Origin of the sequence: Escherichia sp. KS167_9B (assembly GCF_030295215.1) — a bacterium.
GTDB lineage: Bacteria > Pseudomonadota > Gammaproteobacteria > Enterobacterales > Enterobacteriaceae > Escherichia > Escherichia coli_F.
In genome coordinates, this window is record NZ_AP025754.1 from 3,189,660 (window position 1) to 3,202,481 (window position 12,822).

The following is a 12,822-nucleotide window of genomic DNA, read 5'->3' on the forward strand; positions in this document are numbered from 1 at the left end:
GGCCATGATGATGATCTACGGCATGTTTGTTTTTGAGCTGCGCACGCTGCCGCATCAGCAGTTACAGCAAAACAAAAGCTGGCGGCATGTGAAAAATGAACGCGTTAACCGTTCAGCAAGCTGGCAGTATATCGGTGCAGGTGATGATCGCATCGTGCTTTCTGGCGTGCTTTATCCTGAAATTACAGGTGGCGAAGTGTCGCTTTCGCTGCTGACCACGCAGGCATATACAGGACGCCCCTGGCCTCTGATTGATGGTGTCGGGCAGATTTACGGCATGTATGTACTGACTGAAACGAATACGACCCGCTCCGAGTTTGATCGCTACGGTAAGGCGAAAAAGATAGAATTTTCACTGACTCTTGAACGCTGTGATGAGGATTTGCGGGAGCGCCTGCAATCCTCATCGTTCAGTGATATGCTGTCCGGCTTCAAAGATAAGGTCACATCATCCCTTAACAGCGCGGCCAGCTCCGTTAAAGGGCTGTTTTGATTAACGCAAAACCGCTAATGGTCAGATTAGCGGTTTTCATTTTCCTGAGTCTGCCTGGTTGTTTCTTCAGCCTGTATATCGCCTACAGGGTGATAACGATAAATCGTCGATATGCCGATGTCGTAAATGATCGCCAGTTGTTTCCTGTCATGACCGTTTTTAATCAGCCTCGCTATTTGCTCGTGTTGTTCTTTTGTCAACTTCGGGCGACGTCCGCCAATGCGTCCTTGTGCGCGTGCTGCTGCCAGCCCGGCCAGTGTACGCTCTACAATTAATTCACGTTCCATTTCGGCTAAAGCCCCCATGACGTGAAAAAAGAAACGCCCCATGGGTGTTGATGTGTCAATGCTGTCCGTCAGACTACGGAAATTAACACCTTTTTCCCGCAATTCCTCAATAAGTGTGATCAGGTGTTTCATACTTCTGCCCAGTCTGTCCAGCTTCCAGACAACCAGCGTATCTCCTTCTGATAGCGTTCTGAGCAGTTTTTTCAATCCCGGTCTGGCTGATTTCGTTCCGCTGATTTTATCTTCAAAAATCAGTTCACATCCTGCGCAGTTCAGTGCATTGCGTTGTAAATCCGTGTTCTGGTCATTTGTTGACACACGAATATAGCCAATTTGCATAAAAAACATCCTCTTTGTTTCGTGAAAAATACATAGTTGGTATAGGTAGGGATAAAGACGGAAACGTTGGTTTGGGGGAAGGCTCTGCACTGCCCGTTGGTGTACCTGTTCCATGGCCCTCAGCCACGCCGCCAACGGGGTGGCTGAAATGTAACGGCGCAGCATTTTCTTCTGAAATGTACCCCAATCTGGCAAAGTCTTATCCGACAAATAAATTGCCTGATTTACGTAGTGAGTTTATTCGTGGCTGGGATGATGCGCGAGGCATTGATAGCGGACGAATATTATTATCAAGTCAAGGGTATGCAACGGAAGATCACGCACATGGATTACCATCCAAATCCTCCATTGTGACTGATTCAACGATTAATTTTTATTTTGATGAAGGCTGGGTAAATAGTGGTACTGATATCATCAGAAGGGGGAATACGAACGATGCCGGATTACCAGCTCCAGATTATGGAACCTTTAAAACATATAAGCAATCCGTGGCAGGTTTAGGTATTGCAGCGTCTGAAACTCGCCCTCGCAACGTTGCATTTAATTACATCGTAAGAGCCGCATGAAAACGTTGGTTTGGGGGAAGGCTCTGCGTTGCCCGTTGGTGTACCTGTTCCGTGGCCCTCAGCCACACCGCCAGCAGGGTGGCTGAAATGTAACGGTGCAGCATTTTCTTCTGAAATGTACCCCAATCTGGCAAAGGCTTATCCCACCAATAAATTACCGGATTTACGGGGCGAATTTATTCGTGGCTGGGATGATGGGCGCGGGGTGGATGCCGGAAGGGGCATCTTAAGCATGCAGGGGTGGTTAACAGGAAGTCATTATCATAATATTCGGTCATGGGATGCGTGGGATAACACGGTACTGGTGCCAAATGACAAAGGAGGGGATAGTCTGTTGTCGACAGATAACGCCGTCCGGCAAGGTGCAATTAACGGTAGATTTACCAGTCAATACAGAACGGAATCCTCAGAGGGGAATGAAACCCGCCCACGCAATATTGCCTTCAATTATATTGTGAGAACCGCATAATGAATAACGCGATATTAAATGATGACCTTATTGCCGTACAGGCAGGAAACATCGTCGTTTATAACTATGATGGTGAGACACGGGAATATATTTCCGAATCAACTGAATATCTTGCTGCGGGTGTCGGTATTCCGGCAAATTCCTGTTTAGATGCCCCGGGCGCACATAAAGCGGGCTATGCTATCCGCCGTTCGGAGAATTTAAATTCATGGGAGTATACGCCAGATCATCGTGGTGAAACCGTCTATAACACTGACACGGGAAACACCGAAGAAATCACGACGCTGGGTGACTACCCGAAAAATACAACCACTATCGCCCCGTCAACACCATACGATAAATGGGATGGTGAAAAATGGGTGACAGATACTGAGGCACAACATCGTGCCGCAGTAGAAGCGGCAGAAACCAAGCGCCAGTCACTGGCTGATGCGGCAATGGATTCCATAAGTCTGATTCAGTTGAAGTTGCGGGCCGGGCGGAAGTTGACGCAGGCAGAAACCACCCAGCTTAACGCCGTGCTGGATTATATAGACGCGCTGAACGCAATGGATATAAACATGGCACCAGATATCAACTTGCCGGAAATACCACTGGCAGCAGCCAGTTGAATATAACTAAGCCGCCCTCACGATATAGTTAAATGCAATATTGCGGGGGCGGGTTTCACTACCACCTGTGTTACCAATACTTCCTCGTGAATGAAGCGTTGGTGATGGAATCAAACTCCCTCCTGTATTTGTGGCATCAAGCCCCCTGCCTTGTGTATATGTTTTTTTGAAAATCGTGGCCAACTCCCATTCATCCTTTGTGTCATATCCATCGTTAGCTACAACAATATGGCGGTGTTTTTCCAACATCCCGGTTTGAATGCTCAATAAAGCGCGTGCTGCATCAATTCCTCGCCCATCATCCCAGCCACGAATAAATTCGCCCCGTAAATCCGGTAATTTATTGGTGGGATAAGCCTTTGCCAGATTGGGGTACATTTCAGAAGAAAATGCTGCTCCGTTGCATTTCAGCCATCCCGTTGGCGGTGTTTCTAAGGGCCACGGAACGGGTACACCAACGGGCAGTGCAGAGCCTTCCCCCAAACCAACGTTTTCATGCTGCCCTTACGATGTAATTAAATGCGATATTTCGCGGCCTGACAGCAACAAAATTTATACCATCGCCTACAGAGTTACTGGTGAAATTAAATCGTGAAAATCCTGGCTGATTTCCGACTATGCCATCATGAAAATTAATTGCGTGGCCCGCACCATCGCCTATATTTCCGGCACGCTGAGAAAAATTTGTAGCCTCTTGGCTGCTTAATAATGCCCTCCCATTGTCCACACCACGTCCATCATCCCAGCCACGAATAAATTCGCCCCGTAAATCCGGTAATTTATTGGTGGGGTAGGTCTTTGCCAGATTGGGGTACATTTCAGAAGAAAATGCTGCGCCGTTACATTTCAGCCACCCCGTTGGCGGCGTGGCTGAGGGCCATGGAACAGGTACACCAACGGGCAGTGCAGAGCCTTCCCCCAAACCAACGTTTTCATGCTGCTCTTACGATGTAATTAAACGCAATGTTGCGTGGGCGGTTTTCGTTTGCAGTTGGAACAATTCTTGAAGCATCAAGGCCAATCACTTTTGGGTAAACAGCGCCATCTGTTCTTTCAGTCACCATACTTCTGATTAAGGAGAAATAACTATTGTTCGTTGAGGGACTCAAAGGCACCACTGCCCCCTTAAATGAGCCTACTGATTCCCATATTGAATAATTTTCGGTGTTTACAGTCTTGAACTCACCATAGATATTACGTATGGCATCACCTTGAGCGGATAATATTGTTCTCCCCGCATCCACACCACGTCCGTCATCCCAGCCACGGATAAATTCACCGCGTAAATCCGGTAATTTATTGGTGGGATAAGCCTTTGCCAGTTTTGGGTACTTTTCAGAAGAAAATGCTGCTCCGTTGCATTTCAGCCATCCCGTTGGCGGTGTTTCTAAGGGCCACGGAACGGGTACACCAACGGGCAGTGCAGAGCCTTCCCCCAAACCAAGGTAATCAAGAACTCCCTGAGTGCTGGTTTTACCAAGAATGGCACGTCCAACACTTGTCAACGCGGTTAACGCGGCACGATCTGCCCCTGTAAAATATGGGAGTTTATCTGCTGATGTAGCAAGCTCTGCCAGCGCCGTCAGGGTGGCATCCTTCGGTTGCTTACCCGCAAGCGCGTTAGTCATGGTGGTCGCAAAATTCGGGTCATTGCCCAGCGCCGCAGCCAGTTCGTTCAGCGTGTTCAGTGCATCAGGTGACGAATCTACAAGTGCGGCAATCGCGGCCATAACGAAAGCCGTGCTTGCGATCTGGGTACTATTATTCCCCTGTGGCGCTGTTGGTGTTGTTGGCGTTCCGGTCAGTGCCGGGCTGTTTAATGGTGCTTTCTTGTTCGTTTCATCCATTACCGCCTTAACAGCTTTTGGTGTTGCTGCCAGCGTTTCAGACGTGCTGTTCGTGGCGCTACTGAGCTGAACAATCCCTTTTTGTGTAGTGGTGGCGTTCTGGGCGGTATATTTCCCGTTAGCCAGGTCATATGCAGCCTTAACCGCTTTCGGTGTTGCGGCCAGTGTTTCTGATTCACTGTTAATTGCACTGCTTAACTGAGTAAAACCTTTTACGGTCAGCGAGGCGTCCGGGTGACGTCGTGACTGTTCGTGCTCTGAGATTTTATCATCCACATATTTGCGGGTTGCCAGAACTACAGACGGGTCGATTTTCAGCGTGATGGCTTCGGTGTTCGTGACAACCAGAATCATGCGGATAGTCTGGGTGCGTCCACTGCCTTCCTGCAACTGCGGTTTGTACGTTTCCGGGCAGTTTGCCACCGCAATGAGTACACCTTCATCATCATAAAGACCAATCTCACGGATCCAGAATCCTCCCTCGTTTTCAGGGATGATTTGCTCCGCAATAATCTGGCTCTGATTGTTAGGGTCAACACTCAGAAGATTCAGCGGTGCAATGCGTTTCTGGTTAATCAGTTTTGTTTGTGCAGGGTCTGGTGTTGGTAACACACCATTTGCATCACCAACGGCCATTTGCGTCAGATTCAGCTTACTGCCGAGCATCGTCGCGTTAGCCAGTCGTGCCGCGCCCTGATTAGTCAGAATGGCGTAGTATTTCACTGTCATGCGTTTACTCTCAGATTATCAATTAAATGAATGGCCGGGGCAGGGAAATAATCCCCTTCGACAATAATGGACTCCGGGGTGTAGGGATAAACCGTCAAGGCATCGCCGTGATAGCATCCCGTACCAACGAAAATCTTTCCGTTCACACTCAGGCTGATCGCCAGCCCCGTCAGATGGCGACTTACTGGTTTTGCATCCGCAATAAGGCGCTCAAGTTCCTGATACATTTCATCGGTGATGCCCTGATCAAGTACTCCGACAACAATGCGAAATGTTCCCGGCTCCTCGTTGAGTTGCCACCACTCCTTTACTTCAATCAGGTAGCCGAGAGGCTCCACGGCTCTTCGCAGTGCGCTGATGGTCCCTTTGTGTCGGTGTATCAGCCATGCATCACGAATCACCTGTCGCTTTGTCTCTTCCGGCCAGTTGCGATCCCAGCGGTCAACGGAAAACGCCCAGGCGAGATAAGGCAGCAGATGCACCGGGCAGGTGTCCGGCGACCACAGCGTGTTGAGGTCTACCGGAATGTCTGTAATGCGTGTTCCGACGGCTTCGGCACAACGCATGAAATTGCTGGCTGATGGTGGTAACAACGAATTACTCATTACGCCCACCTTCGCTGATGGTGAATGACTCACAGCGCGCCGCCTGTATGTCGCTGATGGCCATATTCTGTGTGGGTTCGATTATCTCCACGCGTTGCACACCGTGCACATGCAGTGCGGCAGCAATGGCGGACAACGCCACGTCCTGACCGATAAGCCCCTGTTCAGCCAGCCACTTCCTGAACGACGATTCAGCCGCGGCCAGAATAGGTTCGGATTCCGGGCCGGGGTAAAAGTACAGTTTTGCATTCAGCCGCCATGTCACGATTCTGGCGCTCTGTACGGTCAGGCGATCGGCCACCGGGCGGGTATCCTCTGCATTCAGAACGGCGCGAACGGTATTAAGCAACGCCTCCGTTGCTGTGCCGTCGCCTTCAGTGGACAGGATGGAAACCGTCACACAGGCCGGAGACGGACTGATAGCCCGCGCATCGCGCACCAGACCGCTGGCGCTGCGGGCAAAATACTCGTATGCACCTGACGGGCCAGCAACACTCAGGCCGTCGTACGCCCGCTGCGCCCGCAGTCTCAGCGAGGTGTCGCTCTCCATCACCGCGTCGGTGGTATCCGTTGCCGGAGTGATAACCAGGCGCTTTGTGTTCATATTGCCCGCGAGGTTGTCCAGGTCTGTCCCGGCGCTGTGGCTTAACATGCAGGCGCGTGCACCCTCATTGACCCGCTGGCGTAACAGCATTTCACGAAACGACATGGTTTGAGCGATAACGTTCAGGGGTTCCGATTCCAGCTCCAGCGCGGCGGAAACGGCTTCACGCTGTTCGGCGGGATAGGACGCAATCATCATGGCTTTTGTGTCAGCCAGAATTGCTTCAAAGTCAGGCTCCGCGATGATGGCGGGTTCCGGTAACTGGGAAAGGTCAACGGCGGGCATGATTTACTCCCTCAGCGTGATGGTTAACTCAACATTCTGCATGGTCTGCATGACAGTGCCCGACAGTGTCACCCCGGCGCGGCCTCCCGCTTTCCAGACAACGTCGATGGCATCCAGGGCAATGCGGGGTTCCCATCGTGTCAGCGCAATCACGGCAGCACTCATGCATTGCAGACGCGTGGTGTTATTCATGGGTTCGTCAATCAAATCAGGCACAAGGCTGCCATATTCCCGTCGCATAACCCGGCTGGCCAGCGGGGTGGTCAGGATGTCCCTGACTGACTGTTTCAGGTGCTCCATATCGTTCAGGTTTCCCGTTCCGTCCAGGTTCATTCCTGTGTAGCGGGTTGTCACTGCGGGCCTCCTGTCGAATCGCTGCCACCTTTAACGCCACCGTGCTTATGCGTATGCACTGTGATGCCGTTTGAGGTGAAATCGCCGCCGCTGTGCGTGATATTGCCGCTCATCTTTCCCCCTTTTGTGACGTCAAGCGTCGCTGTTCTCAGAAGGTTTGTGCATTCCACGACGGGCGTATCCAGTGTCACGCTGACGGATGCCTGCAGGGTGGCTGTTTTCATGCCGCTGGCGCTCAGTGCGCCAGCGTCTGCGTCGTAGCGGAACACCGCGCCATCCGGCGCGCTGACCACGATTTCTTTCAGGCTTTTGCCGGGGGCTGGACTGGCATCACTCCACAGGCTGCCAATTATCATGGCGGTTTCCGGGTTGCCGCCAATGCAGGCAATTACCACCTGTTCGCCTGGTGATGGCGGCAGCCACACATTGAAGGCTCCCGCGCGCGTGGTGTTCCAGCGCAACCAGCCTGTTTCCAGTTCGCCGCTGCGAACGCGCACGCGCCAGGACTTCTCATCAACTTCAGAGATGATCCCGGTGCGGATGATATTGCTCAGCAGTCGCATGAGTTCTGCGCTCACCGTACAGCCTCCGCAATCCGGCCCAGCACCGTGTTATAAATCAGGCGCTCATCTGCCTGGCTGATACCCAGCAGCTCACGTACCGGGTAATCGGTGAAAATGCCCGGCGCAACCTGATCGCGCTCACCGAACTGATGAACGCGGGCAATACGTGCGGCCACGCCGCTGTAACCCACCGTCACACCGGAAGCATCTGCACGGGCTTTCAGGTAGCGGGCGGTGCGCAGTTTTACGAACATGGGGACGCGCTTTGTGCTGTCCTGGTTGATGCGCCGGGTGCGTATTTCCAGAAAACGGTCGATGTCATCCCGGTAAAACGTGCGGATATTGTTTTTATCCTCATCCCACCCGGTAATGGTTCGCCCGTATTTCCCCGTGTCGTGATGCCAGTTTTTCAGCGTGCGTGCTTCGTTATTCCAGATAAAGCGAATGCGTTCCTGTATCCGGGTTACGCGGCGTCTGCGTGGTGTCCACGCGGTCCCGTCCGGCGCTTTCTGTGACCGGATACGCGCCTGCTGGGCGCGGCGTAAATCCTGTGCCAGCTTTCTGGCAATGTTATTGATGGCCTGCTGATTCAGGCTGTCGCGGATGGCCTCAAAGGTTTCATCCACGCGGGTGAATGCCTTATCCATCGCTTTCACCCCACGTCACATCCTGGAATACATGCGACCAGTCGCCTTCGGAAGATGGCAGGCGGGGTTTTGGCTCCGGCAGGTGTTCTGCCTGCGGCGTGCCCTGACTGCTGCGCGTGATGCGAACGCGTTCCCGCAGAGGGAGCGTAAACAGGAGATCGGCGCTGTCATCGTCATTGATAACGGCGGAGAATTTGATGTCCTGATTACGCTCCGGATTGAGCAACAACTGTGGCTGATTTTCTGATAACCACGCCAGTAGCGGCAGCGTGAGGTCGTCCAGCTCCCCGGCGTAATCCATGACAAACATCACCATCTGATAGCGGTAAACAAACGAGGGCGTTTCTCCGGTCGTTTCAATGTTGCCGCTCTCCACGAAAATGGTGAATTTTTCCGGGTTGGCCTGACACCATCGGCATGAACGGGTCATGGCTTCACGCAGGGAATCAGTTTTCAGCATGGTTGTTGTCCTCGTTGTTCAGTCGTTGCAGCCTGCGCTGTTCCAGTAATTCAATGGCCCGTTTATCCGCGTTACAGGTTTCCAGTGCATCCAGAAGGCGGTCGCCCCATATACCGAGATTTCCCCATGTGGGAGTATCAGGGAAGGGGGGAGGCATTACCGGTATGGTCAGCGTCTGCGGTATAAGCCGGACTGACGGCGCTGGCCGTGGCGCGTTCTGCGTGCCTGCGCAACCTGTCAGTAAAACGAGCGTCAGGCAAAGCGTGGGCGCATTCATCTTTTGCAATATCGTTGCGTAGCTGTTCACGTCTTACCTCTCCGTCCTGATTGCGTTGCTGATTTTCCACGCGGAGTTGCGCCAGCACCTGCTGCATATCCTGTACCCCGGCGCTGATGATATTCAGGGTGTCGGCGGTACTTTTCAGGGTGCTGGCCTGCGCTTCGTTTCTGGCGTTCTCCCGGCCCAGCGACCACGACAGACGCATGGATGTTCCCCATCCGGCAATCAGAAGGAAAGCGACGCCAAGCGTGGGCCAGAGCTTCATGCCGGATAGGCTCCGTGTGGTAACTGAAAATGCGGTCCGTCTTTCAGGGTCTTCCAGTCGCCGCCCCATTCCACCGGAATATTCAGTTCCCGGCTGGCCTGTCTGAATGCTGCTGCGATTTTTTCGTACAGCGGCCATTCCCATGACACCTGGCTGCCGATATAAGCCACAACATCCACGGCATGCCCCGTAAGGTGGCGGCTGTTCATGGTCTGGCTCTTACCTGTGGCCACAAGTTGCTTCTGGCGGTAACGGCTGCGCAACCCTTCGGTGATACCAAAATCCACTTCCGAGATTTCCAGTGCCCGTCGGGTCACTTTCACCAGATCAGGATTTACGCCCTGCAAATTCTTTTCGCTCCGGCTGCTGAATTTAAATGTGTTGCTCATTCGTCCTTCTCCTTCACCCTGCGATTAAAGGCCGCAATAACCTTGTCGCGTGCTTTCTCTGCCCCCATAAAACCGATTGATGCGCCGATAAACGTCACGGCATCTTCAGGAAAACCGAAGAAGCGCAACGACCCGGCCACGGCCATGGCAAGAACGCCGCACGCCAGCGATCCCGTTACGGTCTGAACCAGTGTTCGTCCGTCATAAAGACTCATCAGCGCGGAAATGCTGACCGCCGCGCCTACTGCATACACCGTTGGCAGGTGGTCAAAGAGCCATGCAATAACCTGCTCTGTGATCCCTGTTTGAATGGTGCTCACTGCTACTCCCCCCACAACTGAATCATTTCTCGTTTCTTCTTCTCCGGCTCCGGCATCTCAACTTCCTGCCCGGCGTCCAGAAATACCTGCTGACAGAGTCCGGGGTTGGCATCCAGCACCTTTTCGGTGACGCCCTGCGTCGTGCCGTAGTACCGGAAACAGAGCGAATCCACGGTGTCGCCTTCCAGTGCCTTCACTTTCATCAGCACAGCTCCGCAAAGATTCGCGGGCGGCACAGAATGTCAGAGATGGCCCAGCTCACATCACGCCACAAATCCGATGTCTGTATATCCAGAGCGTCCGCCCGGCGGTCGCCCTTGTCCGTTGTGTCTGCATCACGATAACGCTCCAGAATCAGGGCGCGCGTGGCGGTATAAACAGCATTGCGCCAGTGCCAGAGATTGACGCTTTCTCCGTTAATTACGGGTGCCGGAACATCGGCCAGCGTCTGATGGCCAGCTGCCTGCTGTTCCTGCTGCCATGTTTCCAGCTCGCGGGTAACGTGTGCCACAGCCCCGGTGGCAGTATGCAGCAGGCGGGAGGTGGTCACGCGGCCCGGCAGTCGTACCGCCAGACGCAGCTCGCGCAGCACAATATCCGGCCAGAATGCACCCGCTGAAATGCGGGTATCGCCATCATCGGTATCGGTGATGTCGTCCTCTGCGGGTCTGGGTTCAGTTCTGGCAACCATACTCATGGGGTTCACTCCTGAAAAAAATCGGGCGGTGGGTGCGCGGTGTAAACGGTCACGGAGTCAAACCGGAACACCGCGCACGCCGCCCGCTGACGGGGTCAGTCGTTAACCGCGCTTCGCCTTCTGCGTCGCGGTGGTTTTTCGTGTTGCAGGCTTCCGCGTTGTCTTTTTACTTTTGCTGCTTTCGTCCTGCGCCTGCTGTGCGCTGGCGTCTTCTGGTTCGGCTGCGGAATCGGCTTTTTTCAGGGCGCGGGAAAGGGTTGCAATCTCGCGTTTCACACCTGCGTTCGGGTTCAGGTGCATCGCTTCGCGCAGCAGCTTCAGTGATAAGGCCATGTTGTCTGCATCGGTCAGACCACGACGGGCAAAGGCGCACGCCTTGCATAATTTGGCGCGTACTTCGTCCGGCATGTCCTGGTCGGTGACAATCTTCCGGAGGGTGTCCAGTGGTTCGATAAAGGCGGACAAATCCGCGTCGGCATCCGCCCCGGCCTGCGTCAGTACCGGGTTGCAGATTTCTTCGGTCAGCACTGTGGCAGCAGTACGGCCAAAGTTATCCGGCATAATGAGGTTATGACGGACCACATACGCACCAATACGCAACGCCAGCGGAAGATCGCCGCAGTCAATCGCCCACACCATCAGCGTGGCAATCACTTCATCCTGCTGCCCGCCGTCAGCCTCCAGCGTTCCCTCAATCCAGCCGGAAAAATCCGGCAACAACTCTTTTTTGATGGCGGCTTTCGCGCTTCTGGCCTGTACGCCCTTAAGCCGGGCCTGTGCCAGACGCAGACGATACAGCACCTCTTCATGCGCGGTACGCGCGGCGTGGTCCACGCCTTCATTCGCCCGGCCTGCGCGCTGTGCCATCACGTTCTGCCAGTGTTGCTGTGCAGGAGTAATCATTTTTTCTCTCCGTTACAGGCGGGCATGATGCCCGCCGTGAGTTGATTAGCTGTCGGCGAACTTCAGGCCAGTGACCATCGCGCACTTGCCATAGTCTTCAACGACATAAGCGTCATTGATGGACTGGTAGGTGGCGATGCGGTTGTATTCCGGTTCGTCTTTCATCAGACGACGCATTGAACCTTTCTGCCAGTAAATTGACAGGTTGTTGAATGAGGTGATCAGCATCGTTGAATCCGGGAAGAACGGCGCAAGGAACACGCCCAGCCCGCCAATGGTGCGCGATGACAGAATGAGCTGCCCGGCGAGTAATTCCGCATTAGGATTCTGGCCGCTGATGCTGTTCAGCACGGGCAGACGCAGCGAGTTAAACAGGTTGCGCCCCATAATCACCACGAGGTCGTCAGCTTCCTTGTGCCATTCATCCAGCAGGGATGAACGCGCGTCCTGTACCAGTGCATCAGCGTTCGCATACTTACCCGCGTGTGCCACGGTGTTGTCCATGTTGCGGGAGGTCAGCGTCACGTCATTCATAACGCGTTCGCTGGCGTCGGTTCTGATGTGCTCCAGCCAGCCCACGTTAACGTCCTGAAGCAGCTTGTTGGTGCTGAAGTTGGACTCATCCGCGTGAGACGTGCCGTTGAAACCGATCATGATGCGGTCAAGCGCCACCTGTCGGGCAATCTGTGCGCTGATGCGGGACTGAAAATCAGGGTGTGCCGACCAGGCATCAAGCTGCGGATACGAAATAAACGTGTCGTAGTTCACCTGTTCACACTGATATTTGCGGTTTTTCAGATCAACCACGTTATTCGGGTTACGGCGTTTTGTGCCGTCATAACTGGTATTCGTGCGTGCAATTGGCCCGGTGGTGTCCAGGAGGATTTTTTCGCCTTTCTGGTCGGTCACGCCGATCACGTTAATTCTTTTTGTAAATTCGGTGCTTTCCTTTGAGGCGTTTTCAAAACGCTGCTGCACCGAGGGTTCCACGGTAAATCGCGATACCAGTGCGGAAACCGGGATATTATTAAGCGACGCCTGCTGCGCCATATAGCAACCCAGCTTGTTGCGGGTAATATCTGACATCACCAGATTCATAAAAAATTTGC

General features: G+C 53.4%; 22 protein-coding genes and 1 pseudogene. 5 read left to right on the plus strand and 18 right to left on the minus strand.

The window, feature by feature from the left end; genetic code table 11:
- Positions 1-4: 4 nt before the first annotated feature.
- A complete protein-coding gene (locus QUE34_RS15930) occupies positions 5-493 on the plus strand; it encodes a phage tail protein (protein WP_000979945.1) in 489 nt (162 codons plus the stop codon).
- Positions 494-519: 26 nt separating this feature from the next.
- Here QUE34_RS15930 and QUE34_RS15935 read toward each other — a convergent pair whose 3' ends face one another.
- Positions 520-1,119, minus strand: a complete 600-nt coding sequence (locus tag QUE34_RS15935; protein ID WP_001165544.1) for a recombinase family protein — start codon at positions 1,117-1,119, stop codon at positions 520-522.
- A gap of 71 nt (positions 1,120-1,190) precedes the next feature.
- Here QUE34_RS15935 and QUE34_RS15940 point away from each other — a divergent pair.
- The 4 genes and pseudogenes from QUE34_RS15940 to QUE34_RS15955 form a co-directional block, all read left to right on the plus strand.
- Positions 1,191-1,301, plus strand: a pseudogene (locus tag QUE34_RS15940) (phage tail protein); the annotation flags it as partial.
- A gap of 33 nt (positions 1,302-1,334) precedes the next feature.
- Positions 1,335-1,685 carry a phage tail protein gene (locus tag QUE34_RS15945; protein WP_286338980.1) on the plus strand — a complete coding sequence of 117 codons (351 nt, stop codon included), beginning with the start codon at positions 1,335-1,337 and terminating at the stop codon, positions 1,683-1,685.
- Positions 1,686-1,695: 10 nt separating this feature from the next.
- Positions 1,696-2,154: a phage tail protein gene (locus QUE34_RS15950; protein ID WP_052829886.1), complete on the plus strand. Its 459-nt coding sequence runs from the start codon at positions 1,696-1,698 to the stop codon at positions 2,152-2,154.
- Entirely contained in the window at positions 2,154-2,765 is a 612-nt protein-coding gene (locus QUE34_RS15955; RefSeq protein WP_286338853.1) for a tail fiber assembly protein, read from the plus strand. Before QUE34_RS15950 ends, QUE34_RS15955 begins: the two co-directional genes overlap by 1 nt.
- A gap of 6 nt (positions 2,766-2,771) precedes the next feature.
- Here QUE34_RS15955 and QUE34_RS15960 read toward each other — a convergent pair whose 3' ends face one another.
- The 17 genes from QUE34_RS15960 to QUE34_RS16035 form a co-directional block, all read right to left on the minus strand.
- Positions 2,772-3,248 (minus strand): phage tail protein, encoded by a 477-nt coding sequence (locus QUE34_RS15960; protein ID WP_286338854.1) that lies wholly within the window; start codon positions 3,246-3,248, stop codon positions 2,772-2,774.
- Between the two features lie 10 nt (positions 3,249-3,258).
- Entirely contained in the window at positions 3,259-3,687 is a 429-nt protein-coding gene (locus tag QUE34_RS15965) for a phage tail protein (RefSeq protein ID WP_286338855.1), read from the minus strand.
- 10 nt (positions 3,688-3,697) lie between these two features.
- On the minus strand, positions 3,698-5,341 hold the full coding sequence (locus QUE34_RS15970; RefSeq protein ID WP_286338856.1) for a phage tail protein: 1,644 nt from the start codon (positions 5,339-5,341) through the stop codon (positions 3,698-3,700).
- Positions 5,338-5,946 (minus strand): phage tail protein I, encoded by a 609-nt coding sequence (locus tag QUE34_RS15975; protein ID WP_000071724.1) that lies wholly within the window; start codon positions 5,944-5,946, stop codon positions 5,338-5,340. The genes QUE34_RS15970 and QUE34_RS15975 overlap by 4 nt, the downstream gene beginning before the upstream one ends.
- Positions 5,939-6,835, minus strand: a complete 897-nt coding sequence (locus QUE34_RS15980; protein ID WP_032419537.1) for a baseplate assembly protein — start codon at positions 6,833-6,835, stop codon at positions 5,939-5,941. The genes QUE34_RS15975 and QUE34_RS15980 overlap by 8 nt, the downstream gene beginning before the upstream one ends.
- A 3-nt stretch (positions 6,836-6,838) precedes the next feature.
- On the minus strand, positions 6,839-7,189 hold the full coding sequence (locus QUE34_RS15985) for a GPW/gp25 family protein (protein WP_089614669.1): 351 nt from the start codon (positions 7,187-7,189) through the stop codon (positions 6,839-6,841).
- Positions 7,186-7,752 carry a phage baseplate assembly protein V gene (locus QUE34_RS15990; protein WP_071597728.1) on the minus strand — a complete coding sequence of 189 codons (567 nt, stop codon included), beginning with the start codon at positions 7,750-7,752 and terminating at the stop codon, positions 7,186-7,188. Before QUE34_RS15990 ends, QUE34_RS15985 begins: the two co-directional genes overlap by 4 nt.
- An 11-nt stretch (positions 7,753-7,763) precedes the next feature.
- Positions 7,764-8,399 (minus strand): phage virion morphogenesis protein, encoded by a 636-nt coding sequence (locus QUE34_RS15995; protein ID WP_000356339.1) that lies wholly within the window; start codon positions 8,397-8,399, stop codon positions 7,764-7,766.
- Positions 8,392-8,859, minus strand: a complete 468-nt coding sequence (locus QUE34_RS16000; protein WP_000920594.1) for a phage tail protein — start codon at positions 8,857-8,859, stop codon at positions 8,392-8,394. Before QUE34_RS16000 ends, QUE34_RS15995 begins: the two co-directional genes overlap by 8 nt.
- Entirely contained in the window at positions 8,846-9,115 is a 270-nt protein-coding gene (gene lysC / locus QUE34_RS28640) for an Rz1-like lysis system protein LysC (protein WP_418930381.1), read from the minus strand. The genes QUE34_RS16000 and lysC overlap by 14 nt, the downstream gene beginning before the upstream one ends.
- Entirely contained in the window at positions 8,997-9,404 is a 408-nt protein-coding gene (locus QUE34_RS16005; protein WP_000780572.1) for a DUF2570 family protein, read from the minus strand. The genes lysC and QUE34_RS16005 overlap by 119 nt, the downstream gene beginning before the upstream one ends.
- Positions 9,401-9,793 carry a M15 family metallopeptidase gene (locus QUE34_RS16010; RefSeq protein WP_000072327.1) on the minus strand — a complete coding sequence of 131 codons (393 nt, stop codon included), beginning with the start codon at positions 9,791-9,793 and terminating at the stop codon, positions 9,401-9,403. The genes QUE34_RS16005 and QUE34_RS16010 overlap by 4 nt, the downstream gene beginning before the upstream one ends.
- Positions 9,790-10,113, minus strand: a complete 324-nt coding sequence (locus QUE34_RS16015; protein ID WP_000104350.1) for a phage holin family protein — start codon at positions 10,111-10,113, stop codon at positions 9,790-9,792. The genes QUE34_RS16010 and QUE34_RS16015 overlap by 4 nt, the downstream gene beginning before the upstream one ends.
- A 2-nt stretch (positions 10,114-10,115) precedes the next feature.
- The gene (locus QUE34_RS16020; protein ID WP_000864901.1) at positions 10,116-10,316 is read right to left on the minus strand and encodes a tail protein X; all 201 of its coding nucleotides are present in this window, start codon (positions 10,314-10,316) and stop codon (positions 10,116-10,118) included.
- On the minus strand, positions 10,316-10,810 hold the full coding sequence (locus QUE34_RS16025; protein ID WP_089614667.1) for a head completion/stabilization protein: 495 nt from the start codon (positions 10,808-10,810) through the stop codon (positions 10,316-10,318). Before QUE34_RS16025 ends, QUE34_RS16020 begins: the two co-directional genes overlap by 1 nt.
- Before the next feature lie 102 nt (positions 10,811-10,912).
- On the minus strand, positions 10,913-11,713 hold the full coding sequence (gene gpM, locus QUE34_RS16030; RefSeq protein WP_000632329.1) for a phage terminase small subunit: 801 nt from the start codon (positions 11,711-11,713) through the stop codon (positions 10,913-10,915).
- A gap of 45 nt (positions 11,714-11,758) precedes the next feature.
- Complete coding sequence (locus tag QUE34_RS16035; protein ID WP_040072196.1) at positions 11,759-12,811, minus strand: phage major capsid protein, P2 family; 1,053 nt, start codon at positions 12,809-12,811, stop codon at positions 11,759-11,761.
- Between the last annotated feature and the right edge of the window lie 11 nt (positions 12,812-12,822).

Coding starts and splice junctions, on each gene's coding strand:
- QUE34_RS15930 (WP_000979945.1), top strand. CDS start 5: ATGATGATGATCTACGGCATGTTTGTTTTTGAGCTGCGCACGCTGCCG.
- QUE34_RS15935 (WP_001165544.1), bottom strand. CDS start 1,119: ATGCAAATTGGCTATATTCGTGTGTCAACAAATGACCAGAACACGGAT.
- QUE34_RS15955 (WP_286338853.1), top strand. CDS start 2,154: ATGAATAACGCGATATTAAATGATGACCTTATTGCCGTACAGGCAGGA.
- QUE34_RS15970 (WP_286338856.1), bottom strand. CDS start 5,341: ATGACAGTGAAATACTACGCCATTCTGACTAATCAGGGCGCGGCACGA.
- QUE34_RS15975 (WP_000071724.1), bottom strand. CDS start 5,946: ATGAGTAATTCGTTGTTACCACCATCAGCCAGCAATTTCATGCGTTGT.
- QUE34_RS15980 (WP_032419537.1), bottom strand. CDS start 6,835: ATGCCCGCCGTTGACCTTTCCCAGTTACCGGAACCCGCCATCATCGCG.
- QUE34_RS15990 (WP_071597728.1), bottom strand. CDS start 7,752: ATGCGACTGCTGAGCAATATCATCCGCACCGGGATCATCTCTGAAGTT.
- QUE34_RS15995 (WP_000356339.1), bottom strand. CDS start 8,399: ATGGATAAGGCATTCACCCGCGTGGATGAAACCTTTGAGGCCATCCGC.
- QUE34_RS16000 (WP_000920594.1), bottom strand. CDS start 8,859: ATGCTGAAAACTGATTCCCTGCGTGAAGCCATGACCCGTTCATGCCGA.
- QUE34_RS16005 (WP_000780572.1), bottom strand. CDS start 9,404: ATGAAGCTCTGGCCCACGCTTGGCGTCGCTTTCCTTCTGATTGCCGGA.
- QUE34_RS16010 (WP_000072327.1), bottom strand. CDS start 9,793: ATGAGCAACACATTTAAATTCAGCAGCCGGAGCGAAAAGAATTTGCAG.
- QUE34_RS16020 (WP_000864901.1), bottom strand. CDS start 10,316: ATGAAAGTGAAGGCACTGGAAGGCGACACCGTGGATTCGCTCTGTTTC.
- QUE34_RS16025 (WP_089614667.1), bottom strand. CDS start 10,810: ATGAGTATGGTTGCCAGAACTGAACCCAGACCCGCAGAGGACGACATC.
- gpM (WP_000632329.1), bottom strand. CDS start 11,713: ATGATTACTCCTGCACAGCAACACTGGCAGAACGTGATGGCACAGCGC.
- QUE34_RS16035 (WP_040072196.1), bottom strand. CDS start 12,811: ATGAATCTGGTGATGTCAGATATTACCCGCAACAAGCTGGGTTGCTAT.